Source organism: Rhizocola hellebori (assembly GCF_016862955.1).
Taxonomy (GTDB): domain Bacteria; phylum Actinomycetota; class Actinomycetes; order Mycobacteriales; family Micromonosporaceae; genus Rhizocola; species Rhizocola hellebori.
Genome location: NZ_BONY01000087.1, coordinates 1 through 23,482, shown reverse-complemented (window position 1 = coordinate 23,482; position 23,482 = coordinate 1). Strand labels below are relative to the sequence as shown.

Below are 23,482 nucleotides of genomic sequence, written 5' to 3'. Positions count from 1 at the left end.
GCTGGGACTGCGGGGACAACCCGCCCGCCGTGAGCTGTCGCGTCCCCGGCGAAATGAGACACGCCCGGAGACAGCCAGAAACCTGGGAGGTTAGGGTGGGATTGCTGGCATCTGCGGCCTGAATTCGCGGCCGCCCCACCGATGGAGTTGGAGCATCACCATGACCGCCAACGATTGGACGACCGAGGCCAAGGGCGCGGGCCAGATCGCCGACGTCAACGGCATCAGCCTCTACTTCGAGACGCACGGGGCCGGGCGGCCGCTGATCCTGCTGCACGGCGGGCTCGGATCAGGTGAGATGTTCGGGCCGGTGATTCCGGCGCTGGCCGAACACCACCAGGTCATCGCCGTGGACCTGCAGGGGCACGGGCGCACCGCCGACATCGACCGGCCGTTGGAGCTGGGTTTGATGGCCGACGACATCGCCGCCCTCATCGACCATCTGCAGCTGACCAAACCCGACCTGGTCGGCTACTCGCTGGGCGGCGGCGTCGCCGTGTACACAGCGGCGAAGTACCCGCACAAGATCGGCAAACTCGTGGCGACGTCGGTCAACCTGCGCCCCGATGCGATCTACGCCGAGATGCGGGTGCAGCAGGGCCAGGTGACCGGGGCGGCGGCCGAGTTCATGAAGGACACTCCGATGTACCAGCTCTACCAGCGGGTCGCCCCGCGCCCCGAGGACTTCCCCCGGCTGCTGGACAAAATCGGCGAGATGATGGGCAAGGACTTCGACTACACCGAAGAAGTACGCGGCTTGCAGGTGCCGACAATGATCGTCGCCGGTGACGCCGACATGGCACCGCCGAGCCACCACGTCGAAATCTTCAAACTGCTCGACGGCGGCCTGCGCGACGGGGGCTGGATGGGCGAAGGCAGGCCCAAGGGCGGTCACGCCCTGGCGATCCTGCCCGGGCTGACCCACTACAACATCTTCAGCTCGCCCCTGCTCGCCGCGGTCGTGCTCGCCTTCCTCGACGAGCCCGCCACCACGTGACCGCGCCGCTGGACTACTACCTGATCCTGTCCGCGCCGCCCGGTTCCGGGCGGCCGGAAGGGATCCTGGTGGAGCAGTTCGCCCGCCACAACGACGCCACCACCGCCGGGCTGCACAACGCGGGCTGGACGGCGCAGCAGGGCTGGTGGAGTTCGGCGTCGTTCAGCCGGGCCGTGCGCACCGATCCGGGCCTGGCCGCGCGGATAGTCCCGGCGCAGCGCGACGACGCCGAGGTGGTGTACCGCCGTCACGGCGGCGGGCCGCTGCCCGCCGAAACGGTGCTGCGCCAACACTTTCACGACTACCTGGAGTTCCCGGCCACGCCCCCGCTCGTCCTCGGCGCGGCCGGCGTTGACCAAAGACGGCTCTACCGCGTGCTTTTCGCCAAGGACCTCACCGCGGCGGGGCTGGCCAATCTGCGCGCCCGGTGGCGCTGCAACACTCCACCGGACGAACGTGTACTGGCACGCTCGGGCCAGGACCTGTTCAACTGGGACCTGCGCCGGATCGGCCCGGGGCTGGCCTACTGCTTGGACGTGACAGTTTCGGGCGGCGACACCGCCGCCACGGTCGGCCCGGTGCTCGACGAGCTGACCGCGGCGGTGCGCCAGCAGGGTTTGATCCCGGTGACCACGGAACGCTTCGGCTAGCCCCGCGCAGAGAACAGGTCGTTCAGATCGGTCTGCGAAAGCTGTTGGGCCGCATAGGAAAAACTGCCCTGCCCGGCGAGCTCGCGGGCGGCGTCGAGCAGGTGGCGGTACATCGTGCGGGCGATGCTGCCGCCCACGGTGACCCGCCGCACGCCCAGCTCACGCAGCTCGTCCATGGTCAGGGTGCTGCCGGTCAGGCCCATCACCACGTTGAGTGGGCCGTCCAGCTCGCGCACCAGCGTGGCGATGGTGGCGGCATCTGCGGCCCCGGGCACGAAGGCGCAGTCGGCCCCGGCGGCCAGATAGGCGTTGGCGCGCCTCACACACTCGGCCAGAGAACCACCGACCAGCAATGCATCTGTCCGTCCAATCAGGACGAACGGCGCACCGGCGGCGTCCGCAGCCGCCCGGGCGGCACGGATGCGCTCGGCGGCCAGCTGCTCGTCGAACAGCGGCTCGGCGCGGCTTCCGGTGAAGTCCTCGATGTTGCCGCCCGCCGCCCCGGCCGCGAGCGCCATCGAGATGGTGGTGGCCACCGTCTGCGGCTCCGCGCCGTAGCCCTCCTCCAGGTCGGCGCTGACCGGCACACCCACCCCGTCCACGATTTCGCGGACCCGGTGCATCATCGTTTCCCGGTCCACCCGGCCGGCCGAGCCGGCCTCGGCGAAGAAATCGTGGTCGGGCCGCCCGAGCGAGAAGGCCACGCCCGCGCTCGTGGTGGCCACCGCGGCGAACCCGGCCGACTCCAGAATCCGGGCGCTTCCCACGTCCCAGGCGTTGGGCAGCAGGAAGCAGCCCTGCCGGTGCAGCTCGACGAAACGCTGCGCTTTCTCATGGGACACAAGGCCTCCTCGTGGTGAACGGTTCCCGCCGACCGTACGGCCGCACAGCCATAAGCCGGAACCCCCATATGTTTACTACCCCCATAAGCGCCAGCTATGGTCGGCGGCGTGGAGAACCTTCAGCGCCTGCGGGTGCTGTGCGCGGTCGCCCAACAAGGCTCGTTCACGGCCGCGGGCCGGATGCTCACCATGTCGCAACCGGCGATCTCCCAACACGTCAGCGCCCTGGAAAGGGAGCTGGGCGCACGCCTGGTGCAGCGCACCACCGCCGGGGCCCGGCTCACCGCCGAGGGCGAGATCGTCCTGCGCCATGTGCTGCGCATCCTGCACTCGTGCGACGAGGCCAGACGCGAGCTCGACCAGATCCGTTCCGGCAACCTCGCCGCGGTGCGGGTGGCCGCCTTCCCCACCGCCTGCGCCCATCTGCTGCCGCACGCGGCCGCGCTGTGGCGGCGGCGCTATCCCGCGCTGCCCTTCGAGTTCATCGAATGCGACGCCGATGAGGCGCTGGAGCTGACCCGCAACGGCAAGACCGACCTCGCCATCACCTACGACTACGCCGCCCACCCCATCGATTTACACCACCTGAACGCGCAGCCGCTGCCCGACGATCCGTTGCTGCTGGCGCTTGCGGCCAGCCACCCGCTGGCCGCCGAGCCTGTCGTCGACGTTGCCGCGCTGGCCGACCAGGCGTGGATCAGCGGCACCTCGTTCGCCTGCGCCGAATCGCTGCGCGCCATCTGCGGCGTCGCCGGGTTCACGCCGATCGTCGCGCTGGACTCCAATCGGTACCCGACCACTTTGGCCTTGGTGTCGGCCGGGCACGGCATCGCCCTCATTCCCGCCTCGGCGCTGAGTGGTCCGCACGCCGATGTCGTCATCCGGCTGCTGCGCCCGGTGCCGCCGCCGCGGCGGATCTGGGCGGTGACCCAGGCCAGTCCGATGGCGACAGTGACTCATCTGGTGGACTGCCTCGTCGCGAGCGCGGCCGCCAGCTATCGGAACAATTGCGGAATGTTTCCGTGAACCGACCCCCGGCTGGTCGCCCCCGCTCAACATCAGCATGAGCTTCACCTGACCGGATGTTTTCCGGAAGGTACCGGAAATTGTTGACTGCCTTTCCGTAACGCTGCCATACTTCGAATCCACCAGGGTCGATTGCCGTCCGCTCCCAACGCGGCCCTGGTCAATGCCCATGCCCACCAGCGCCGGTCTGCGCAACCGCCCGGCAGAAGGGGTAACCCACATGATTACCCAACCCGTCCCCACGGCAAGCCATCGGGGTCTCGGTGTCCGCACCCGAGCCGGGCTCGTCATCGGCGCCATCACCGCCCTGAGCATCGCCGGCGCCATCGTGGTGTCCACGAACGCCAGTGCGGCCAGCACTCTGGGCGCGTCCGCGGCCGAACGCTCAGGCCGCTACTTCGGCACCGCGGTCGCCGCCGGCAAACTCGGCGACAGCGGCTACACCACCATCCTGAACCGCGAGTTCAACCAGGTGACGCCCGAGAACGAGATGAAGATCGACGCTACCGAGCCGCAGCAGGGCAACTTCACCTACGGCTCCAGCGACCAGATCGTCAACTACGCGCAGCAGCGCGGCATGCGGGTCAAGGGTCACACCCTGGCCTGGCACTCGCAGCAGCCCGGGTGGATGCAGGGCATGTCCGGCACGGCCCTGCGCAACGCGATGCTCAACCACGTGACCCAGGTGGCCACCCACTTCCGGGGCAAGGTCTTCGCCTGGGACGTGGTCAACGAGGCCTTCGATGACGGCGGCCAGGGCGCGCGGCGCAACTCCAACCTGCAGCAGACCGGCAACGACTGGATCGAAGCCGCCTTCCGCGCGGCCCGCAACGCCGACTCCACCGCCAAGCTCTGCTACAACGACTACAACACCGACAACTGGACCTCTCCCAAGACCCAGGCCGTCTTCCGGATGGTGCAGGACTTCAAGAACCGCGGCGTGCCGATCGACTGCGTCGGCTTCCAGGCGCACTTCACCGGCGGATCCAACTACCCCAGCAACTTCCGCACCACGCTGTCCAGCTTCGCCGGCCTCGGCGTCGACGTGAACGTGTCCGAGCTGGACATCCGCAACGCTCCCGCCGACGCCTACCGCAACACGACCAACGACTGCCTGGCCGTGGCCCGGTGCACCGGCATCACGGTGTGGGGCATCCGCGACAGCGACTCGTGGCGCTCCGGGGAAAGCCCGCTGCTGTTCAACGGCAGTGGTGGCAAGAAGGCCGCCTACGACGCCGTTCTGGCTGCCCTCAACAACGGCCAGCCGCCGCAGAGCCCGCCGCCCAGCAGCGGCCCGCCGCCGAGCAGCCCGCCGCCCGGTGGTGGTGGCTGCACGACGTCGGTGACGCCGGGCACCGTGTTCGGCGACCGCTACAACACCTCGGTCACCGTCAGCGGCGCCAGCACCTGGACGGTCGTGGTGGCTCTCACCTCACCGCAGCGGGTGTCCTCGGTCTGGAACGGCAGCGCAAGCTGGGACAGCTCCGGGTTCGTCATGACGGTGCGCTCCAACGGAAGCGGCAACACGTTCGGCTTCACCACCATGTTCAACGGCAACAGCAGCGCGCGACCGCAGGTGCGCTCCTGCACGGCCGGCTAAAGCTCCGCTCTCACCCGAAATCCAACCGGGCATGGCACCGCGCAATCGGCGGCCATGCCCGGTTGGTTGTGTAAGCCCCACCTCACATCGTGATGACGACTTTTCCCCGCGCCTTACCCCCGCTGAGGTACCGGATGGCCTCAGCGGTCTGGCTCAGCGGAAACGTCTGATCGATGACCGGCGTCAGCTGACCCGATTGCAGATACTTCGACAGGGTGGCGATCGCGTCCTTCTTGGACGGCATCGACACACTCGCCTTGGGCAGCTGGCGCACGAAAACCGACATCGCCAGCAGGCCCAGCACCCGCGGCACGCTGCCCAGCACCTTGCGTCCGGCCCTGCCGTAGTGGTCGTGGGCGATGAGCAGATAGGTGCCGCGATCGGTCAGGACGCGCCGGCACGCCGAGAACGAATGGTTGCCCGGGATGTCAAAGATTAGGTCGTAGCGCCGCGCGCCGCGGGTGAAGTCCTCCCGGGTGTAGTCGATGACCCGATCGGCGCCAAGGGAGCGCAGCAGTTCCAGCTTGTCCGTGCTGTCCACACCGGTCACCTGCGCCCCGGCCGCCTTGGCCAGCTGAAGCGCGATGGTGCCCACCCCGCCGCCGGCCCCGTTGATCAGAACCTGCTCCCCCGCCAGCGGATGCCCCCGCTGGCGCAACACCTGCAGCGCAATGTATCCGGTGGACGGCACCGCCGCGGCCTGTTCGAAGGTGACGTTGGCGGGCTTGAGCGCCAGCGAATCCTGTGCCACGGCAACGAACTCGGCGTAGGCGCCGCCGTTGGCCCAGCCGTAGCCCTTCACGCTTTCGCCGAACACCTCGTCACCCGGCTTGAGCCGGGTCACCTTCGCGCCCACCGCCACCACATGGCCCGCCACATCGGTTCCCGGGATCGCCACCTTGGGCCGGCGCACCCCGGAACCCATGAGCCGCAGCACATACGGCAGGCCGCTGATCACATGCCACACGTCCGGATGCACCGAAGCCGCGCGAACCTTCACCAGCACCTCATCGTCGCCGACCGTGGGCTCGTCGACCTCCCGCAGCTGGAGCACATCCAAAGAGCCATATCTGTCCTGCACGATCGCCTTCACGCCAGCAAGGGTATGCTGCCAGCACCACCCATTCCGGGAGCGATGTCATGTCGGACCTGCCGCCGCCGTATCAGCCTTGGCAGCCTTCGGTGTCCCCGGTGCCCAGCTCCCGCAAGAACCTGTGGATCACGTGGACAGTGGTGGTGGCGCTGCTGCTGTGCCTGGGCGGCACCGGTGCCGGCGCGACGCTCTACTGGCTGCACCACCGCTCCACGGCCGAAGCCGAACCGGCCCCGCCGCGCACCGGCAAGGTCACCCTGGTGGCGCCGGAGATGCTGGGCGCCCGCCCCAAAAACAGCGACGCCGCCATGAACCATGCGCTGGAGGAGATGAAACAGGCCTTGGGCGGCAACGCCGCGGGCGGCCTGGGCGAGCATGTGGCAGCCGGCTACGGCGACACCCAGCGGGATCAGCTGATGGTGGTGGCCTTCCCGGTCGACAACGCAGACGTGTCGGCCTTCCAGTTCGACCTGATGTTTTCCTTCATAGGCGCGGCGACCGACGGCAAGGTGAGCAACACCGTCGAGGTCGACCCGGGTGCGCTGGGGGGCATCGCGCGCTGCGGCGACCTCACCCTTCAGGACTCCGACGCGACAACGGCCGTCTGCCTCTGGATGGACGAGTTCTCTCTCGGCCTGGTGTTCTGGGACTCCACCACGGCAGAGCGGGCGAAGCTGGAGTTCATCGGGATCCGCGAGCAGATCGAGCGCAAGAACTAGCCCGCCTGCTCGGTGTCCACAATGGAGCATTCCCACATGTCCCACGCCTTCACCGGCCGCATGCCCGCCCGCTCGTAGACGGCGGTGGCGCCGGTCGCGTTGTGCGCGTCGACGCTCACCAGCGCCCGCGCCACGCCGCGCTGGGCGAAGGCGGCGAAGGCCCGGTGCAGCAGGGCGACGGCTATCCCCCGCCCTCGGTGGGGCTGCAGCACCCCGAGGTAGTCCACCCAGCCCCTGTCCTCGCCGACGCTCGCGGTCAGCGCCCCGGCCGGCTCACCCTGATGGACCGCCACCAGCCAGAGTGAAGGATCGTAGCCGGGCGCCGAGGTCTCCTCCTCGATCCATCGCTGGAACGGCTTCGGCTCGTAGTCCCAATTGTGGGCAAGCGCCTCGTTGATCACCTCGTAGACGACCTTGAGGCCGTCTGGGGGCACAACGGCGTCGATGCGCACCCCGGCCGGCGTTGCCGCGGCAGCGAAGTCCTGCTCCCCCAGGTCGACCTGCAAGTGCCAGAAGTGACGAACCGGATGCAGCCCGCGATCGCGCAGCATCGCCGCGACCGCCTGGTCATCGGCGTAGGCGGCGTGCCGCAGCAAGCCCGACGGGCGGCCCGCGAGCATCGCGGCCGAGCGCGACCGGATCCGGTCCAGCAGCGCCGAACCGGCGCCGCGCCCCTGGTGATCGGGGTGCACCGCACCCCATGACCCGACGATCGTGGGTTCATCGAGCCTGACCTGCCCGTACCCGATGATGATGCCCTGAGCATCGAGCACCACCCATGCGTCGGTGGCCGGGTCGAAGCCCGGCCGGCTCCACTCACCGCGCAAAAAGTCAGCACCCAGCGTGATCTGGCCGGTGCGGTAGAGTTCATCGGCGATTACCACGTCAGCCACGGTTTCGAGCTCGGTCTTGCTCGGCGCCCGAAGCTCGTACCCAGCAGGCAGCCCCATGCAAGGAGCGTAACTCGCACGGACAGTGACTCGACCCTCACGTTTGCCGCCGTCGACTGGCGGGCAGGTAAACGCCTAGGATCCGTTGAGGTGGTTTTGACCCATGGCCCTGCGAGATGACCAGCACACGTCTTGGCGCGACGACGATTCGTGGCATCAAGGCGATTGGCGCGACGACCAATGGCGTGACGGCCAGGCGGCGCACCACGCGCCCGACGATGACGTGTTCGTCGGGCGGGCCCGCGTCGGCGACCCCCGGCCGCCCCAGTCCGACGACCAGCTGCCCCCGGGCTGGCTTGGGCGCAACTGGCGGCGGCTGCGGCCGGCCCACCGCGGCGCGCTGCGCAAGAGGCGGCTGCTGCTGATCCTGTCCTTCCTGGTGATGTTCTCCGGCACGGGAATGATCGCCGGTAGCTATTTCTACGACTCGGTGCGCGAGCCCGGCGATCTCACGCTGGTCAACAGCACCGAGATCTTCGCCAGCGACGGCGCCACCCAGCTGGCCCGGCTCGGCTCGGAGAACCGGGTGGAGGTGCCGCTGGGCAAGCTGTCGCTGCAGGTGCAGAAGGCGCTCATCGCCGGCGAGGACAAGAACTTCTACGAGCACCACGGCATCGACCTGTCCGGCATCGCCAGGGCCGCCTGGAACAACCTGACCGGCGGCGAGACCCAGGGCGGCTCGACCATCACCCAGCAGTACGCCCGGCAGGCCGCCGGCGACATGGAGATTTCCTACGCGCGCAAGCTGCGCGAAGCGATCATGGCCCGCAAGCTCGAGGACACCCATTCCAAGGAACAAATCCTGGGTTTCTACCTCAACACTGTCTACTTCGGACGGGGTGCCCACGGCATCGGCGCGGCCGCGGAGGCCTATTTCGCGATCCCGCCGGACAAGATTGAGACCCTGACTGTCAGGCAGGCCGCGGTGCTGGGGGCGGTGCTGCGCCAGCCCGAGGGCAAGAGCGGCTATGACCCCGCCAACAATCTCGAAAACGCCAAGGGCCGCTGGGCCTACGTGCTCGACAACATGATTCAGATGAACTGGCTGACCGCCAAGGAACGCGACGCCCTCACCTACCCCACCCCGGCCGACCCCAACAACCCGCAACCGGGCGAGCTGCAGAAGGTAGAGCACGCCAAGGCCGGAAGCGCCTGGGGGCACAACGACCGCGCCACCGGCCACATCATCAAGTACGTCGAGGCCGAGCTGGACCGTCTGGGCATCCTCGCGCAGCTGAGCCAGCTGGGCCTGGGCGACTGGAAGAACGCCGGGCTGCGCATCGTCACCACTATCGACCCCCGCGCGCAGGCAGCGCTGGAGGCACGGCTCAACCGCGACGTCGCCGGCTCGGCGATGGCGGCGCAGAAGGAAAACCTCATCGGCGCGGGCGTGGCCATCGATCCGCCGACCGGACGGGTGCTGGCCTACTACGGCGGCAACAACAAGGGCACCGACACCGACTGGGCAAGCGACGACGAGCCCCATCCGCCCGCCTCCTCGTTCAAGCCCTACACGCTTGCCGCAGCGCTGGCCGCCAACATCTCCACCCAGTCGATCTGGGACGCCTCCGAGATGCACAAGGGCCAGAACGGCGCGGAGGCCGACGTCGCCAACGCGGGCCGCGAAATCGACTCGCTGCCGTGCGGCGAGCGCTGCACGCTGGAAACGCTGACCCTGCAATCGTTCAACGTCGCCTTCTACAAGGTCGCCCGCAAGATCGGGCCGGACAAGGTGGTCACCATGGCCAAACAGGCCGGGGTGAAGACCATGTGGGGCGTCAACCCGTTCACACCGCAGCATCTCGATCAGGCGATCCCCAAGGGCCGCACCGTGTTCGACTATCAGGTCGGGTTTGGACAGTACCCGATCTCGGTGCTCGACCACGCCAGCGGCATGGCCACCCTGGCCAACCACGGCATGTACCAGACACCGCACTTCGTGCTGCGGGTCGACCGCAAGAACCGCGACAGCGGCAAGTGGGACCGCATCCCGGCCGGTGACGAGAAGATTCAGGGCAGGCAGACCATCGACCGCCGCGTCGCCGACGAGGTCACCTACGTGCTCAAGAAGATTCCCGCCGAGCAGGGCCACACCCTGTCCGGCCGGCAGGTCGCCTCCAAGAGCGGCACGTGGGAGAACGCGAAGAAGAAGCCCGACGGGGTGAGCAACGCCTTCCCCGGCACCAACGCCCACGCCTGGTACGTCGGCTACACCGACCAGATCGCCGCCGCCATCTGGGTCGGCAGCCGCGACCACAACGACACCCCGATCAAGGACGCCAACGGGAAGAACATCTCCGGCGCCGGTCTGCCCGGGCAGATGTGGGAAGACTTCATGAACCAGGCCCACAAGGACATGAAGCTGCCCGTGCACAAGCTGACTGACGGCTCAGGCGGCAGGCTGGGCGACCCCAACGCCGGGGAGTTCCGGGCCGACGAGCGTTTCCGCTTCCCCAGAGATTTCCCCACCAGGCCGCCCAGGCGCCGCCCGTAACGGAACGACCTAGTCGTTCCGCTTGCTGCGGCGCACCGCCCACACCACGATCGCGATCACCACCAGCAGGCAGCAACACGGCCAGCTGATTTGGACATTGATCCCCGAGCCTGAGTCCATGCGCCACAGGCTAGAGGATCCGCGCAATCACCTGGCCCGTGCGTAAGCCAGCAGCGCCGGGCTGGACTGTCCACTCCAGACGCCGGTGAGGGTCAGCGCGCCGGACGGCCCCGATTCGTTACCCGGCAAGGACAGCACCCGGGCCACCGTCAGCTCGACGGTGTCGGCCACCATCAGCGCCGGGTCGCCGTCGTCGACCTGCACCAGCTCCTCGACGGCGGGTGCCTGGGCTTTCCCGCTGCCGCTGACCGACATCGCCGGCTCGCGCCGCCGCAGTTGGCCGTCGACCTCGATGAACTCCTCGGCCTGCGTGCCGCCGGTGAAGATGGCGGCCGCCAGCACGCCGGCGTAGACCGGGTCACCGCAACCGTCGTAGATCCAGCGCCGGCCCAGCACGGAATGCTCCATGGTGCCCACCAGGAAGCGATCGGCCCCATTCAGCGGCGCCCCGCGATAGGTCAGCGGCACCTGGATCACCGGGCCGTCGCCGCTGCGCACCAGCATCGTCTCGATCCCCACCTGACCGGCCGGATCGTCGAAGCGGAACGCCGACACCCGGATCAGCTCGCCGCTCAGCGGCCCACCGTGCCAGGCCCGGGTGGGCAGCCACGCGGTCAGCAGCTCGAGTTTGCTGGGGCGAAGTTCAGCTTGGTACAGGTGAGCCATGCCCACATGCTAACCGGTGTGCTGCCACAGGAAATCCAGGCGCAGCGCGGTCATGAAAGCCTTCTGCTTGTTGTCCGAAGCCGACGCGTGCCCGCCCTCGACATTCTCGTAATAGGTGACGTCGTACCCGAAGGACTTCAGCCGCGCCGCCATCTTGCGCGCATGCCCGGGATGGACCCGATCGTCGCGAGTGGACGTGAACAGCAGCACCGGCGGATAGGGCTGCCCCCGGGAAACGAGATGATAGGGCGAAAAAGTGCGCAGATAAGCCCAATCTTCGGCGTTGTCCGGGTCGCCATACTCGGCCATCCACGACGCACCCGCCAGCAGCCGGTGGTAGCGGCGCATATCCAGCAGCGGCACACCGATGGCGATAGCGCCAAATTTTTCTGGGTACCGGGTCAGCATCGCCCCCATCAGCAGCCCCCCGTTGCTGCGCCCGAAGATTCCCAGCTGCGACGGCGTGGTGATGCCCCGCTGGACAAGGTCCTGCGCGACCGCCGCGAAGTCCTCAAAAGCCCTCGGACGCAACTCCCGCAGCGCCGCGTGATGCCAGCGCGGCCCGTATTCACCGCCGCCGCGGATGTTGGCCACCACATAGGTGCCGCCCCGGGCCAGCCACCCCCGCCCCAGGCTGCCGTCGTACTCGGGCGTCTTGGCCTGCGCAAAGCCGCCGTAGCCGGTCATCAGCACCCGCCCGGGCGCAGCGCTTTGGGCGCCCACGACGAAATAGGGCACCTTGGTGCCATCGTCGGAGGTGGCGAAGAACTGCCGAGTCGTCATGGCGTCGGTGGCGAAAAACGACGGCCCACGTTTGATTTCCTCGGTCGCCCCGTCGATCTGTCCTAACCGGAGCGTCGGCGGCTCAAGATAACCGTCGCAAGCCACCAGATAGGAGTCGGTGGTTTCCGGCTCGGTGTCGGCGATCCAGCTGTGCCCGAGGTCGGGCACACCGTCAAGCGGCCGGCGCTGCCAGCCCGCCGCGGTGGGCGTGTACACCTCCAGGCGGCTGGCCACATCCACGAGCAGGCCGACGATCAGATGCTGTTTCGTCCACGCCCACGCCTTCAGCGCCGAGTTGTCCTGCGGCCGGTAGAGCACAGTGAACTCGCGCGACCCGCCGAGGAACTCCTCGAATCCGGTCACCAGCAAGGCGCCGGCCGGATAGTCGAACCCGGCGACCTGCCACGCCGTGCGCAGGCGCACCAGCAGCCACTCGTGGTGCGCCTCCCACACCGCGTCGGTGGGCAGGTCCAGCCGGATCAGCTGATCGCCGGCGTCCAGCAGGTAGCTTTCCGCGTTGAAGAAGTCGACGAACCGGCGCACAAAGCTGCGCTCGTATCCGGGTGTGGCATGGTGGGTCGCTTCCACCGACACATCGCCCAGCTCGCCGGAGAAGATGGTCTGCGCCTCGCTCAGGGCTGTTCCGCGCCGCCACCGCTTGACCACCCTCGGATAGCCCGAGCTGGTCAAGGTACCCGCCGAAAAATCGGTCCCCACAAAGATGTGATCGTCGTCGATCCAGCTGACCCGGCTCTTGGCCTCCGGCAAGGTGAAGCCATCGGCGACGAAACCCTTGCTGCGCAGGTCGAATTCGCGCACCACCGCCGCATCCGCGCCGCCGCGCGACAGGCTGATCAGAGCCCGCTCATAGTGCGGCCGCTGCACCGCCGCCGAGTTCCACGCCCAGCTCACATCCTCCTGCGCGGCCAGCGCATCAACGTCGAGCAGCACCTCCCATTGCGGATCGGGCTTGCGGTACTCGGCCAGCGTGGCGCGCCGCCACAACCCGCGCGGATTGGACTCGTCCTGCCAGAAGCTGTAGAAGTAGTCGCCGCGCCAGGTCGGATAGGGAATGCGCGCGTCGCTGTCGTAAACCTGCCGGATGCCGGATTGCAGCTCAAGAAACGACGGTGTGCCGGCCAGGGCGGCGAGGGTCTCGGCGTTGCGCTGGCGCACCCACTCAAGCGCCGCAACCGAATCGACGTCCTCAAGCCAGGCAAACTCGTCGGCGCTGTCCACATCTTCGGAAGGATCGACCATCCCGTAACTCTGCCAGCCCCCGCCCGGAATCAACAGTCAGCGGGAACCGATTTTCCGGCCCGTGATGCAGTAGACCGTCAAGCTGCCGTCCACCTCGAACACCCCGTAGACGTATTCCACCGACGACCCACTGGTATCGCAAATTTCCTGCAGAGTGACTGATTTGGGATCCGCGAAGTAACGATGCGTTTGTTGCTCCATCGGCGCGGTGCCGCCGGTGGCGGTGGTGTCGTCATGGGCAGAGACTAGGGCTTGCCGCGAAGATCCGCCCGCCCCCGATCGGCCAGATGGTCTTGCCTGGTTCGCCGACAGCGAAAGCATCTGCCCTTAACCCGCGATCGCCGCTATACAGGACACAGCGCATTGGCATCGGATCGACAGGGAAGAGGGCGCTCATGCCGGATTCAGACCGTCGTTCGCGAGCGCTGCTGCTGCGATCCGTGCTGGGCGAGGCGCTGCGGCGGGCACGCCTGGAGCAGGGCCGCACACTGGCCGATGTGGCCGTGGCGGCGAGGATTTCCATGCCCTACCTGTCCGAGGTGGAGCGCGGCCTCAAAGAGGTGTCCTCGGAGGTCCTGGCGGCTTTGTGCGAGGCCCTCGGCATCGACCTTTCCGAGCTGCTGATGGCGATCATTATTCAGCTCACCAGCGACCCGGTGCTGCCGCTGACCGTCGGGCGTCAGATGACCGTCGGTGGGCTGCGGCCCTCGCCACCGGTGCAGCACCGGCTGGCGCCGCCTGCGGCCCGCCGCGGCGACGCCTACGCCCTGGCCGCCTAAGTCACCGGGGAAGCGGCGACCAGCTCCTTGCCTGCGCCGCCCTTGACGGTGGTGATGATCTGATCGGCCAGCCCGTACTGCACCGCCTCGGCTGCCGTGAAGGTCTTGTGCCGGTCGATGTCGCTTCTGATTTTCGCCAGCGGATGCCCGGTGTGCTTGCTGAGGATCTCGTCCATCTCGGCGCGCACCCGCGCCACATCCTTGGCCCGCACCGCCAGATCGGGCAGCGTGCCCTGGGCCACGTCGAACCAGCCCTCTTCGGTCGACGGCTGATGCAGCATCACCTTGGCGTGGCTGAGCATCGAGCGTTTGCCGCGGGTTCCTGCCGCGAGCAGCACCGCGGCCGCCGACGATGCCTGGCCCACACAGAAGGTGGCGATGTCGGGGCGCACGTACTGCATCGTGTCGTAGATCGCGGTCAGCGCGCTGTACGAGCCACCACGCGAATTGATATAGAAACCGATCTCCATCTCGGAGCTTTCGGCCTGCAGATGCAACAGCTGAGCGATCACCACATTGGCGACATCATCGTTGATCTCCGTGCCCAGAAAGACGATCCGCTCGGAAAGCAGCCGCGAGTAGATGTCATAGGCCCGCTCGCCGCGCGAAGTGCGTTCCACCACGGTCGGAATCGTGTACTGCCCCATCGCGTCATATCCCCATTCTGCGTTTGCCCAGATTCGGCCGGACCTCGTCGACCTGCTCCACGATCCGGTCGATCATTCCGTAGTCGAGCGCCTCGCTCGCGCTGAACCAGCGGTCGCGCAGGCCGTCGTTGGCGATGACCTCATCTGACTTGCCGGTGTGCTTGGCGATCAAAGCGCTCATCAGTTTCCCGAGCCGCTCGAGCTGGCTGGCATAGATCTCCACATCGGCCGCCGTCCCGCCCAGGCCCGCCGACCCTTGGTGCATAAGGATCTGCGCGTTCGGCAGCGCGAACCGCTTACCGGGCGTCCCCGCGCACAGCAGGAACTGGGCCATGCTGCCTGCCTGACCCATCGCCAGCGTGATCACATCGTTGGGAATGAGCCGCATCATGTCGTAGATCGCCAGCCCGGCCAGCACCGAGCCGCCGCGAGAGTTGATGTACAGGGCGATGTCGCGGCGCGGATCCTCGGCCGACAACAGCAGCAGCTGCGCGCAGATCCGGTTGGCGATCTGGTCTTCGACATCCGCGCCGAGCACGATGATCCGCTCATGGAGCAGGCGGGCGCCCAGCTGGTCGTCTAGGGTTTCTGCGGCCGCGCCTGACACGGCCGTACCGGTATCCATGATGGTCTCCTTCTGCTGTCACCGCCGCCCGGCGGCGATTCGGTTCCCCTCCACGGTGGGCCAGACAGCCTTATCCACCAAGGCAATCTGCTCACAGCGACTCTGCTGTGAGCAGACCGGCGACTACTATCTGTCGGCGATCTGATTGCGGGCTGCGCCTAGCGTCATGGCCATGAGCACTCGCGGCCGCACCACCGGATCGCTGCTCCTCGCCGGGCTCCTGGTGCTGTGGCTGGTCAGCCCGATCGGGTGGCTGTTCCTGTCAGGACTGGTCCATCCCGATTCCGGGACCCACCCCACCGCTCAACAGCGCCACGACATGGCCCTGGTCACCCTCACCGAGCTGGTCATCGCGATCGGCCTGCCGTTGCTCGTGCTGGTCATCGCCGGGCTGACCCGCCGCCGCACCCTGGCCGCGGTAGCGGGGATCGCTCTGGTGGCCCTCAACCTGCTGCTCATCTTCATCGAGGCGCCGATATGGGAGCTGTTCGCTGAATCGATCAGAACGCTCTGGTAGACAGGCCCTATGGGCCGGACGCCGCTGGTCGTGTCGATCGCCGTGCTGGCGCTGCTGACCGCCTGCGGCCCGCCCAGCCCGCCGGTCATCGCCGCGCGCAGCCATCCGCCGTCGCAGTCACCTTCCGCGGCCGCCTCGGTCGCCGCCCCAGTCCAGGCCGGCTTCGTCGACCTGGACGAGGTCGCCCCCGACATCGTTCAGGACATCCGCTATCACTCCGACCACAACTTCGTCGGCCGCCCCATCGACGGATACCTACAGCCGAAATGTGTGCTCACTCAGCGCGCGGCCCAGGCCTTGGCGCAGGCCCAGAACTCCGTGCGTGGCAAGGGATTCAGCCTCAAGGTTTACGACTGCTACCGGCCGCTGCGCGCAGGTGAGGACTTCAAGCGGTGGGCCGCAAGTCCCGGCGACGACGCGATGAAGGCGGAGTTCTATCCCGGGCTTTCCAAAGCGTCCGTCTTCGCTGACGGGTACGTCAGCAACGGGCGCTCCGCCCACAGCCGGGGCAGCACGGTCGACCTCACCCTGGTGGCGCTGCCCGTGCCCGCCCAGCGCCCCTTCGTCAAAGGCGAGCCGCTGACCCCGTGCACCGCACCGGCCGGGCAGCGCTTCCCTGACAACAGCATCGACATGGGCACCGGTTACGACTGCTTCGACTCCCGCTCGCACACTCTCGACGCGCGGGCGACCGCACCGGCCCGGCAGAACAGGCTTCTGCTGCGCCAGCTGATGTCAGACGCGGGTTTTCGCAACAACCCCAGCGAATGGTGGCACTACAGCCTGAACGATGAGCCGTTCCCGCAGGACTACTTCGACTTCCCGATCACCGGCGCCGCCTCGCCACCGAAGCGATGACGGCCTCCGCCGGCGGGGGGCGTGGGACCGGCGGAGGCCTGTGAATGACCGATCTCGGGCAGAAGTGTGGCAGCGCGCAACACGGCGCCGTCGCACACGGTGTCCGTCCGCCTAGAGGCCGTAAACAACCGTGATGCCGCCATCGACGGGAATGATCGCACCGTTGACATAGGCGCCGGCGCGGCTGGCGAGGAAGACGGCGACCCCGGCCATGTCGTCCGGGCGTCCGATGCGGCCCAACGGCGAGCTGGCGGCGATCTCGTCCCCGGCCGTCTCGAGCAGGTAGGCCATCATCTTCGACTCGAACGGCCCGGGCGCCACCGCGTTGACGGTGATGTAGGAGTAGCCGAGCTCTCGCGCCAGTACCCGGGTCAGCTGATGGATGGCCGCCTTGCTGGCCGCATAGGAGTAGCGCTGCTGCGGCGCCCCGATGCCGTCGATCGAGCCGATGTTGATGACCCGCGCCGGGTCGTCCTGGGTGGCGACCGCTTTGAGCAGAGGCAGGGCCGCGCGGGTCAGATAGAACGGGCCCTTGACATTGATGTCGAGCACCTTGTCCCAGCCCTGGTCCGGGAACTCCTCCAGCGGCGCGCCCCACGTCGCCCCGGCATTGTTGACCAGGATGTGCAGCTGCGACTCGCGCTGGCTGAACTCGGCGATCAGGCGCTCGCACTCCTCGCGGGTGGACAGGTTGGCCGGGATGGCGAAGACCTCACCATGCTTGGACAGCTCGGCGACCGCCTCCTCACACCCTTGCGCGCTGCGGGAGCTGATGCACACCTTCGCGCCGGCATCGAGGAACCCACGGGCGATCATCATTCCGATGCCACGGCTTCCGCCCGTCACCAGGGCGGTCTTGCCGGTCAGGTCAAACAACATGCGCTCATAATGCAGCATCACCTTTGGTAGTCAATACCGGCGGGTAGGGCTCGGTCGAACGGGTACACGTTTCACTCGAAATCATGGCAAATAGTCAGGATCAAGTTGACAGCGGGAGGATGACCGTCGATACGGTCCGTAACGGTCCTGTCCCCTTCGGAAGGTTCAGCTCTTGTCTGGCAGACGCCTCACCCGCGCCCATATTGCCTTCGCTGTCTCGGCCACCGCATTGCTTTCCGGCGGCACCTATCTCGGCCTCAATCAGCCCGGCCCCGCCCCCACGGGCACACCCGCCGCGGCACCGGCCACCACCACCGCCCCCTCGTTGCCCGAGCCAACCCGACCGCCCACGCCGCTATCGCGTGCCCTGGAGCGCTCCGCGGCACCCAGCAAGAAGCCCACGGTCACCACCTCCGGCAGCTGTGGCGCGTCCTACTACCACGAGCCGCAGGGCACCGCCAACGGCGAGACCTTCGACCCCGACGCGCTCACCGCCGCTCACAAGACGCTTCCCTTCAACTCCCTGGTACGGGTAACCAACCCGGCCAACGGCAAATCGGTCACCGTGCGCATCAACGATCGCGGCCCCTACATCGACGGCCGCTGCCTGGACCTGTCCCGGGCCGCCTTCGCCGCGATCGCCAACCTGAGTCAGGGAGTGCTGAGCGTCGTCAAATACGAGGTACTCGCCAAATAATTTCTTTTCACAATAACGACAAATGCCTCGCAGTTGCACCGTAAATGCACTGCGCGCGCACTGTGCGGTAACGCCTTTTTCGTAAGGCTTCAAGGCGAGACGCGCGGCGATGTGAGGTCATCTCCCGCTCACCCGAGCCGCGCGCCTCACCTAATCTGGGGGCCGCCTTATCGTGACTGGGGCGTGACAGTCGGGATAGGACGGCCCTAGCATGCTCGCATGCCACTGCGGCGACGCCCCCTAGATATCGTGCTGGTCCTCTTCTACACGATCAACGCCACCATCGTCACCTACATCATCGACATTGAGCAGATAGTCATCCGCGACACCGCGAACTTCGACTACCCGATCTGGCCGCCCAAGCCCGCCGTCGAAGTCATTCACTGGTGGGGCAACACGTTCGACCCACTGCTGATGGCACGGCCGCCGTGGTGGCAGATGACGATCTGGATAGATGCCCTCTTCTTCGGCCCGTTCTACTTCTTCGCCATCTACGCCCTGGTGCGCCGCCGCAACTGGATCCGCGTGCCGGCCCTCGTGTGGTCGGGCATGATGCTGTCCAACGTGCTCATCATCATGATGGAGGAGCGCTTCGGCCCCTACGCCGCGCCCGATTTCGGCCGGGTCGTGCTGGCCAACCTCGCCTGGTTCTCGCTGCCCCTGCTGACCATATGGCGCATGCGCAAGGATCCGTTCCCGCAGGCGGTGCAGTGACCAAGTATGGGCCGTGGGCCCTGATCGCGGGTGCCTCCGAGGGCATCGGCGCCGCTTTCGCCCGCGCCCTGGCCGGCCAGGGCATCAATCTCGTCCTGGCGGCCAGACGCCCGGAACCGTTGACACAGCTGGCGAGCGAGCTCACGGTGCAGACCCGCACGGTGGCCGCCGATCTGTCCACTCACGACGGTGTCGAGGCGGTTATCCACGCCGCCGATGGCCTGGAGGTCGGGCTGCTCGTGGCCAACGCCGCCTTCAGCCCGATCGGCCCCTTCGCCCAGGCCGATCCCGCCGAGCTGCAACGCGCCATCGATCTGAACTGCCGCGCGCCCATGCTGCTGGCCCGCCACTTCCTCCCCGCCATGATCACGCGGGGCCGGGGCGGGATCATCGTGCTCTCCTCGCTGGCCGGGCAGCAGGGATCACCCGGGCTCAGCGTTTACGCCGCGACCAAGGCGTTCGGCGTGATCCTGGCCGAGGGCCTGTGGGCCGAGGCACGCGAACACGGCGTGGACGTGGTGGCATGCGTGCCGGGTGCGGTCGAGACGCCGGGCCTGATCGGCAAGAGCAAGTCGCGGGCACCGGGCACCGTCGCGCCTGACGTGGTCGCCGCCAGCGCCTTGAGCGCGCTGGGGCGGCGGCCCAGGGTGGTGCCGGGCGCGCTGATGCGCTTCTCGTCTCAGCTGATGACCCGGCTCATGCCCCGCCGCTCCGCCATCACCATGATCGCTAAAGCGTCCCGCAAGACCCTGGCCTGACGCCTTACGGGTGGTCGTCCTCGTCCCGGTCGGCGTCGGCCTTGGTCGGATGCACCGTGCCGGGCCGGTGGTCCGGCGGCCCGTACAGCGTCACCAGCCGCAGCGGCTCGTCCCCGGTGTTGATGAAGTTGTGCCGGGTACCCTGCGGGACCTGCACGCAATACCCGGCCTCGAACGGCCGGCGCTCCCCCTCAAGCACCGAGATCCCGCTGCCCTCGACGGCGAGCAGCACCTGATCATTGCCGGAGTGGACCTCCTCGCCGATCTCCTCGCCGGGCGCCAACGTCATGATCACTAGTTGCACGTGCTGCGAGGTGCCCAGCACCCGGCGAAAGTCGTCGCTGCCCCGAACCGCGGCGAAGATGTCCCCGAAATAGTGCCCATTGTCAGTGGTCATAGGTCGAACCTAGGCGACGGCGGCCATAATCGGTGGCGGCTTCCCCGAGCCTGACTAGTATCGCCTGCATGCGCTGGTCTCAACTGCATATCCCCACGCTGCGCCAGGACCCGGCCGGGGCCGATGCGGTCAGTCATCGCCTCCTGCTGCGCGGCGGATACATCCGCCAGCTGATGGCCGGTCACTACTGCCTGCTGCCGTTGGCCATCCGGGTCCGCGCGAAGATCATCGACATCATCCGGGAGGAGATGGCCGCCGCCGGAGCGCAGGAGTTCCTGCTGCCGACCATGCAACCGGCCGAGCTGTGGCGCAAGAGCGGGCGCTGGGATCTGATCGGCGCGGAGATGTTCCGGCTGCGCGACCGCAAGGACGCCGACATCGCGCTGGGCATGACCCACGAGGAGATCTTCACCGACCTTGCGCAGGAGCTGCGTTCCTACCGTGAGCTGCCACAGACGTGGTACCAGATCCAGACCAAGTTCCGCGACGAGCCGCGCGTCAAGAGCGGCCTGATGCGGGTGCGCGAGTTCACCATGAAGGACGCCTACAGCTTCGACCTGGACGCGGCCGGGCTCGACACCAGCTTCCAGCGCCAGCACGATGCCTACCACCGCATCTTCGCCCGTCTCGGCATCCCGGCCATCGCGGTCCAGGCCTCCAGCGGCATCATGGGCGGCTCGGACTCGGTCGAGTTCATGTGCCCCACCGACGCCGGCGAGGACATCGTCGTGCACTGTGACTGCGGCTACGCGGCCAACGTGGAGAAGGCCACCTCGCGGCTGGAACCCACCCAGGACAGCGAAGCCGAGCTGGCCGAGTTCGACACCCCCGACGCGCGCACCATCGAGGAACTGGCCCGCCTGCACGGCAAACCCGCGCAGCGCCAGATCAAAACCCTCGTCTACGTCGCCGACGACCAGCCCGTGCTGGTGCTCATGCGCGGCGACCACGCGCTGGTGGAACAGAAACTCATCGACACCCTCGGCGCGGCCGACCTGCGCCCGGCTCTGCCCGGCGAGATCGTGGAGCTGCTCGGCGCATCGCCGGGAAGCCTTGGCGCGGTGGGCGTCAAGCACCTCCCCGTCATCGCCGACGAGGCCCTGCGCGGGCGCAAGGACATGTCGACCGGCGCCAACCGCGACGGCGTTCACTACAGCGGTGTCGACGTGTGCCGCGACATCCTCATTGGACAGTGGGCAGACCTTCGGGAGGTGCTGGCGGGCGAGCCCTGTTCCCTTTGTGGGCAGCCGCTGCGTACCACCAAGACCGTCGAGATTGGACACATTTTCAAGCTCGGCACCCGCTACACCGAGACCCTCGGCGTGACCGTGCTCGGCCCGGACGGCGAACGCGTCAAGCCCATCATGGGCTGCTACGGCATCGGCGTGGAAAGGGCGCTGGCCGCGGTCGTGGAAAGCCACCACGACGACGCCGGCATCGTGTGGCCGCTGGCCATCGCGCCCTTCCACGTCGCCATCGCCCAGCTCGGCGACGCCCCCGAGGTCGCCGAGGCGGCCGGCGCGCTCTACCAAGCCCTGCTGGCCCAGCGGATCGAAGTCATCCTCGATGACCGCTCCGAGCGCCCAGGCGTGAAGTTCAGCGACATCGAACTTGTCGGCATCCCGTTCCGGATCACCGTCAGCGCCCGCGGCATCGCCGCCGGCACCGTCGAAGTCACCACCCGGGCCACCCGCTCCACCGACCACCTCCCGATCGCCGACGCCGCCGCACACCTCGTCGCCCTCGTCAACGCTGCCTAGAGCGGAGCGCTCATCTCGGTGGCGGCGCTCGCTATGCCAGCCTCTTGACGTAGCGGTGACACGGAACTGCCGTGGTCCCAGTCTCCGTGTGCGCCGCATAATCGAACGGACCTTCGTCCGCCCAGCCCTGCCGTTCGTAGAAACGCCTCGCCCTCGCGTTGCCCGTGGCCACCGCCAGCCAGGCGCGCTGGTGACCCTTGGCCTTCACCTGCCGCGCCGCCTCGGCCAGCAGATCAGCCGCGACACCCGAACCCCGATGCTTGGCGTCCACGTACACCTGCTCCACCTCGTCACCGGCCACCATGATGAAACCCGCCACCTCGCCGTCAACCACCGCCACGGTCGTCTCCTGGACGCGCTGCGCCGCCCGGACCGTGAAGGATTCCGCCGTGCGAATCCTCACCAGCTCTTCGGGGACGTGGCCAAGGTGACCGTCCTGCCACCCTCGGTACCAGATGTCAGCGACCGAGGCGGCATCGGAAGCTTCAGCGGGCCGGATCATCATCCCGCCAGCTTAAAGCGGGTCATCCAATTTCCGTTCCGCACCGAATACAGGTAAACCGATACCGAAGGAGGGTCCATGCTCACCATCACCAAGATAGTGATCGCGGCGGGCGCCGCCGCTGTCGCAGTCATCGCCTGGCAGGCAGCCGCCTCCGCCGCCACAGCGATCGAATACGGCCTCATCGCCGCCCTCTAGCCCCGCCACACCATGGGCTGTCCACATCGACGTCGACAGCCCACCCCTCGCCCGCCTCCCCGGGCACTGGCGGCTCCCACTTTGGCAAGCCCTTCGACTCTGTGGGCCACCAGCCGATTCGCCATCCCCCCGCCGTTACTGCGCCACAAACCGGCCGTCGACCTTCTCGGCCACCAACCCGACGATGCTCCAGGCAAGGCGGTGTTACCTATATTTCTTTACGCATCACCGTTCACGAAGGCCCGTGCTCCCACACCTAAACCCATGCGCGACCCGACCTTGCTCGGCGGATTCACAGATCGAAGGGGTACAACCCGATCTTCTCCCGTTCGGTGAACAGGTCAACCCAACCGCCGGCCACGTTGTCCGGCACCGGATCAAGAAGCTCAAGCAGAACAACGGATCCGCCCAAGTCCAGAGTCGCGCCAGCGCCATCGCATTCGAGACGCCCCCGCAGGATCACGCCGTGAGCACCCGGGCCGATCCAAGGCGCTTGGACCTCCGCCAGCCGGGCATTGCGTCCCCAGCAGATTGGCTCATCGATTGTCCATTCGACATGGTATGGACCAGGTTGGGCGTCCGGAAGGCCGTGCCAGCAGACAGCGGTCCGGCCAATCGGAGTCTGCACTTGGGCCAGCAGCGGCCCTCCACCGAACCGTGTCAGCTTCTCAACCTCGATGAGCATCCTCCGATGGTGCCAGACCAAGCTTGCCGAACCCGTGAAACTTCGGCGGACCTAACACACATTCGTGCGACGCCGACTAGGAACGCCGCTGGATCGCGACGACGTAGTAGAACGCCTCTGCTGCCGGCTGCCTGGCCAGGAGCATGCCGATGTCGTCAGCCACGTTCACGTCGGCTGAGCAGATCCGGGCGACGGCGTGGGCTACTGATCCATCGGCGGCGGCCTGGGGTCAGGGTGCGGCGGGGTAGACGGTGTAGCGGCGTCCG

At 67.6% G+C, this 23,482-nt stretch carries 24 protein-coding genes and 1 pseudogene; 13 read left to right on the top strand and 12 right to left on the bottom strand.

Annotated elements, in window-relative coordinates:
* Positions 1-160 precede the first annotated feature (160 nt).
* Complete coding sequence (locus Rhe02_RS41105; protein WP_203913933.1) at positions 161-997, top strand: alpha/beta fold hydrolase; 837 nt, start codon at positions 161-163, stop codon at positions 995-997.
* Entirely contained in the window at positions 994-1,647 is a 654-nt protein-coding gene (locus Rhe02_RS41100) for a hypothetical protein (protein ID WP_203913932.1), read from the top strand. The genes Rhe02_RS41105 and Rhe02_RS41100 overlap by 4 nt, the downstream gene beginning before the upstream one ends.
* On the opposite strand, the gene Rhe02_RS41095 is transcribed toward Rhe02_RS41100, so the two are convergent.
* Complete coding sequence (locus tag Rhe02_RS41095; RefSeq protein ID WP_203913931.1) at positions 1,644-2,489, bottom strand: isocitrate lyase/PEP mutase family protein; 846 nt, start codon at positions 2,487-2,489, stop codon at positions 1,644-1,646. The two genes, Rhe02_RS41100 and Rhe02_RS41095, sit on opposite strands and share 4 nt — an antisense overlap.
* Before the next feature lie 108 nt (positions 2,490-2,597).
* On the opposite strand from Rhe02_RS41095, the gene Rhe02_RS41090 reads away from it, so the two are divergent.
* Positions 2,598-3,515, top strand: coding sequence for a LysR family transcriptional regulator (locus Rhe02_RS41090; RefSeq protein WP_203913930.1), 918 nt, complete (start codon positions 2,598-2,600; stop codon positions 3,513-3,515).
* Between the two features lie 220 nt (positions 3,516-3,735).
* Entirely contained in the window at positions 3,736-5,115 is a 1,380-nt protein-coding gene (locus tag Rhe02_RS41085) for a glycoside hydrolase family 10 protein (RefSeq protein WP_203913929.1), read from the top strand.
* Positions 5,116-5,197: 82 nt separating this feature from the next.
* Here the strand turns inward: Rhe02_RS41085 and Rhe02_RS41080 are convergent, their stop codons facing one another.
* A complete protein-coding gene (locus Rhe02_RS41080) occupies positions 5,198-6,208 on the bottom strand; it encodes an NAD(P)-dependent alcohol dehydrogenase (protein WP_203913928.1) in 1,011 nt (336 codons plus the stop codon).
* Between the two features lie 47 nt (positions 6,209-6,255).
* Here Rhe02_RS41080 and Rhe02_RS41075 point away from each other — a divergent pair, with 47 nt between their 5' ends.
* Entirely contained in the window at positions 6,256-6,927 is a 672-nt protein-coding gene (locus Rhe02_RS41075; protein WP_203913927.1) for a flagellar basal body-associated FliL family protein, read from the top strand.
* On the opposite strand, the gene Rhe02_RS41070 is transcribed toward Rhe02_RS41075, so the two are convergent.
* Entirely contained in the window at positions 6,924-7,877 is a 954-nt protein-coding gene (locus Rhe02_RS41070) for a GNAT family N-acetyltransferase (protein WP_203913926.1), read from the bottom strand. The genes Rhe02_RS41075 and Rhe02_RS41070 overlap by 4 nt on opposite strands.
* Positions 7,878-7,980: 103 nt before the next feature.
* On the opposite strand from Rhe02_RS41070, the gene Rhe02_RS41065 reads away from it, so the two are divergent.
* Entirely contained in the window at positions 7,981-10,371 is a 2,391-nt protein-coding gene (locus Rhe02_RS41065) for a transglycosylase domain-containing protein (protein ID WP_203913925.1), read from the top strand.
* Positions 10,372-10,518: 147 nt separating this feature from the next.
* On the opposite strand, the gene Rhe02_RS41060 is transcribed toward Rhe02_RS41065, so the two are convergent.
* From Rhe02_RS41060 to Rhe02_RS41050, 3 genes are read right to left on the bottom strand one after another with little or no spacing between them, the layout of a single operon-like run.
* Positions 10,519-11,157: a CG0192-related protein gene (locus Rhe02_RS41060; RefSeq protein ID WP_203913924.1), complete on the bottom strand. Its 639-nt coding sequence runs from the start codon at positions 11,155-11,157 to the stop codon at positions 10,519-10,521.
* 9 nt (positions 11,158-11,166) lie between these two features.
* The gene (locus Rhe02_RS41055) at positions 11,167-13,200 is read right to left on the bottom strand and encodes a prolyl oligopeptidase family serine peptidase (RefSeq protein ID WP_203913923.1); all 2,034 of its coding nucleotides are present in this window, start codon (positions 13,198-13,200) and stop codon (positions 11,167-11,169) included.
* A gap of 36 nt (positions 13,201-13,236) precedes the next feature.
* A complete protein-coding gene (locus tag Rhe02_RS41050; RefSeq protein ID WP_203913922.1) occupies positions 13,237-13,521 on the bottom strand; it encodes a hypothetical protein in 285 nt (94 codons plus the stop codon).
* 74 nt (positions 13,522-13,595) lie between these two features.
* Here Rhe02_RS41050 and Rhe02_RS50240 point away from each other — a divergent pair.
* Positions 13,596-13,824, top strand: a pseudogene (locus tag Rhe02_RS50240) (helix-turn-helix domain-containing protein); the annotation flags it as partial.
* Between the two features lie 151 nt (positions 13,825-13,975).
* On the opposite strand, the gene Rhe02_RS41040 reads toward Rhe02_RS50240, so the two are convergent.
* Together Rhe02_RS41040 and Rhe02_RS41035 are read right to left on the bottom strand one after the other, a co-directional pair.
* On the bottom strand, positions 13,976-14,626 hold the full coding sequence (locus Rhe02_RS41040; protein ID WP_203913920.1) for an ATP-dependent Clp protease proteolytic subunit: 651 nt from the start codon (positions 14,624-14,626) through the stop codon (positions 13,976-13,978).
* 4 nt (positions 14,627-14,630) lie between these two features.
* Positions 14,631-15,251 (bottom strand): ClpP family protease, encoded by a 621-nt coding sequence (locus Rhe02_RS41035; RefSeq protein ID WP_203913919.1) that lies wholly within the window; start codon positions 15,249-15,251, stop codon positions 14,631-14,633.
* A gap of 172 nt (positions 15,252-15,423) precedes the next feature.
* On the opposite strand from Rhe02_RS41035, the gene Rhe02_RS41030 reads away from it, so the two are divergent.
* A complete protein-coding gene (locus tag Rhe02_RS41030) occupies positions 15,424-15,768 on the top strand; it encodes a hypothetical protein (protein WP_203913918.1) in 345 nt (114 codons plus the stop codon).
* A 9-nt stretch (positions 15,769-15,777) separates the two neighbouring features.
* Positions 15,778-16,626: a M15 family metallopeptidase gene (locus Rhe02_RS41025; RefSeq protein WP_203913917.1), complete on the top strand. Its 849-nt coding sequence runs from the start codon at positions 15,778-15,780 to the stop codon at positions 16,624-16,626.
* Between the two features lie 111 nt (positions 16,627-16,737).
* Here the strand turns inward: Rhe02_RS41025 and Rhe02_RS41020 are convergent, their stop codons facing one another.
* On the bottom strand, positions 16,738-17,505 hold the full coding sequence (locus Rhe02_RS41020; RefSeq protein ID WP_203913916.1) for an SDR family oxidoreductase: 768 nt from the start codon (positions 17,503-17,505) through the stop codon (positions 16,738-16,740).
* Between the two features lie 229 nt (positions 17,506-17,734).
* On the opposite strand from Rhe02_RS41020, the gene Rhe02_RS41015 reads away from it, so the two are divergent.
* From Rhe02_RS41015 to Rhe02_RS41005, 3 genes are all read left to right on the top strand, one after another.
* Positions 17,735-18,202 (top strand): septal ring lytic transglycosylase RlpA family protein, encoded by a 468-nt coding sequence (locus Rhe02_RS41015; protein WP_239124377.1) that lies wholly within the window; start codon positions 17,735-17,737, stop codon positions 18,200-18,202.
* 219 nt (positions 18,203-18,421) lie between these two features.
* A complete protein-coding gene (locus tag Rhe02_RS41010) occupies positions 18,422-18,916 on the top strand; it encodes an EXPERA domain-containing protein (protein ID WP_203913914.1) in 495 nt (164 codons plus the stop codon).
* Entirely contained in the window at positions 18,913-19,674 is a 762-nt protein-coding gene (locus Rhe02_RS41005; protein ID WP_203913913.1) for an SDR family NAD(P)-dependent oxidoreductase, read from the top strand. The genes Rhe02_RS41010 and Rhe02_RS41005 overlap by 4 nt, the downstream gene beginning before the upstream one ends.
* Before the next feature lie 4 nt (positions 19,675-19,678).
* Here the strand turns inward: Rhe02_RS41005 and Rhe02_RS41000 are convergent, their stop codons facing one another.
* Positions 19,679-20,071, bottom strand: coding sequence for a cupin domain-containing protein (locus tag Rhe02_RS41000; RefSeq protein ID WP_203913912.1), 393 nt, complete (start codon positions 20,069-20,071; stop codon positions 19,679-19,681).
* A gap of 68 nt (positions 20,072-20,139) precedes the next feature.
* Here Rhe02_RS41000 and Rhe02_RS40995 point away from each other — a divergent pair, with 68 nt between their 5' ends.
* The gene (locus Rhe02_RS40995) at positions 20,140-21,831 is read left to right on the top strand and encodes a proline--tRNA ligase (protein WP_203913911.1); all 1,692 of its coding nucleotides are present in this window, start codon (positions 20,140-20,142) and stop codon (positions 21,829-21,831) included.
* A 31-nt stretch (positions 21,832-21,862) separates the two neighbouring features.
* Here Rhe02_RS40995 and Rhe02_RS40990 read toward each other — a convergent pair whose 3' ends face one another.
* Both Rhe02_RS40990 and Rhe02_RS40985 read right to left on the bottom strand, forming a co-directional pair.
* Positions 21,863-22,336, bottom strand: a complete 474-nt coding sequence (locus tag Rhe02_RS40990) for a GNAT family N-acetyltransferase (protein ID WP_203913910.1) — start codon at positions 22,334-22,336, stop codon at positions 21,863-21,865.
* A gap of 487 nt (positions 22,337-22,823) precedes the next feature.
* Complete coding sequence (locus Rhe02_RS40985) at positions 22,824-23,216, bottom strand: hypothetical protein (RefSeq protein WP_203913909.1); 393 nt, start codon at positions 23,214-23,216, stop codon at positions 22,824-22,826.
* Positions 23,217-23,482: the final 266 nt, after the last annotated feature.

Coding starts and splice junctions, on each gene's coding strand:
- Rhe02_RS41105 (WP_203913933.1), top strand. CDS start 161: ATGACCGCCAACGATTGGACGACCGAGGCCAAGGGCGCGGGCCAGATC.
- Rhe02_RS41085 (WP_203913929.1), top strand. CDS start 3,736: ATGATTACCCAACCCGTCCCCACGGCAAGCCATCGGGGTCTCGGTGTC.
- Rhe02_RS41075 (WP_203913927.1), top strand. CDS start 6,256: ATGTCGGACCTGCCGCCGCCGTATCAGCCTTGGCAGCCTTCGGTGTCC.
- Rhe02_RS41070 (WP_203913926.1), bottom strand. CDS start 7,877: ATGGGGCTGCCTGCTGGGTACGAGCTTCGGGCGCCGAGCAAGACCGAG.
- Rhe02_RS41065 (WP_203913925.1), top strand. CDS start 7,981: ATGGCCCTGCGAGATGACCAGCACACGTCTTGGCGCGACGACGATTCG.
- Rhe02_RS41060 (WP_203913924.1), bottom strand. CDS start 11,157: ATGGCTCACCTGTACCAAGCTGAACTTCGCCCCAGCAAACTCGAGCTG.
- Rhe02_RS41055 (WP_203913923.1), bottom strand. CDS start 13,200: ATGGTCGATCCTTCCGAAGATGTGGACAGCGCCGACGAGTTTGCCTGG.
- Rhe02_RS41050 (WP_203913922.1), bottom strand. CDS start 13,521: ATGCTTTCGCTGTCGGCGAACCAGGCAAGACCATCTGGCCGATCGGGG.
- Rhe02_RS41040 (WP_203913920.1), bottom strand. CDS start 14,626: ATGGGGCAGTACACGATTCCGACCGTGGTGGAACGCACTTCGCGCGGC.
- Rhe02_RS41035 (WP_203913919.1), bottom strand. CDS start 15,251: ATGGATACCGGTACGGCCGTGTCAGGCGCGGCCGCAGAAACCCTAGAC.
- Rhe02_RS41030 (WP_203913918.1), top strand. CDS start 15,424: ATGAGCACTCGCGGCCGCACCACCGGATCGCTGCTCCTCGCCGGGCTC.
- Rhe02_RS41025 (WP_203913917.1), top strand. CDS start 15,778: ATGGGCCGGACGCCGCTGGTCGTGTCGATCGCCGTGCTGGCGCTGCTG.
- Rhe02_RS41020 (WP_203913916.1), bottom strand. CDS start 17,505: ATGTTGTTTGACCTGACCGGCAAGACCGCCCTGGTGACGGGCGGAAGC.
- Rhe02_RS41010 (WP_203913914.1), top strand. CDS start 18,422: ATGCCACTGCGGCGACGCCCCCTAGATATCGTGCTGGTCCTCTTCTAC.
- Rhe02_RS41000 (WP_203913912.1), bottom strand. CDS start 20,071: ATGACCACTGACAATGGGCACTATTTCGGGGACATCTTCGCCGCGGTT.
- Rhe02_RS40995 (WP_203913911.1), top strand. CDS start 20,140: ATGCGCTGGTCTCAACTGCATATCCCCACGCTGCGCCAGGACCCGGCC.
- Rhe02_RS40990 (WP_203913910.1), bottom strand. CDS start 22,336: ATGATGATCCGGCCCGCTGAAGCTTCCGATGCCGCCTCGGTCGCTGAC.
- Rhe02_RS40985 (WP_203913909.1), bottom strand. CDS start 23,216: ATGCTCATCGAGGTTGAGAAGCTGACACGGTTCGGTGGAGGGCCGCTG.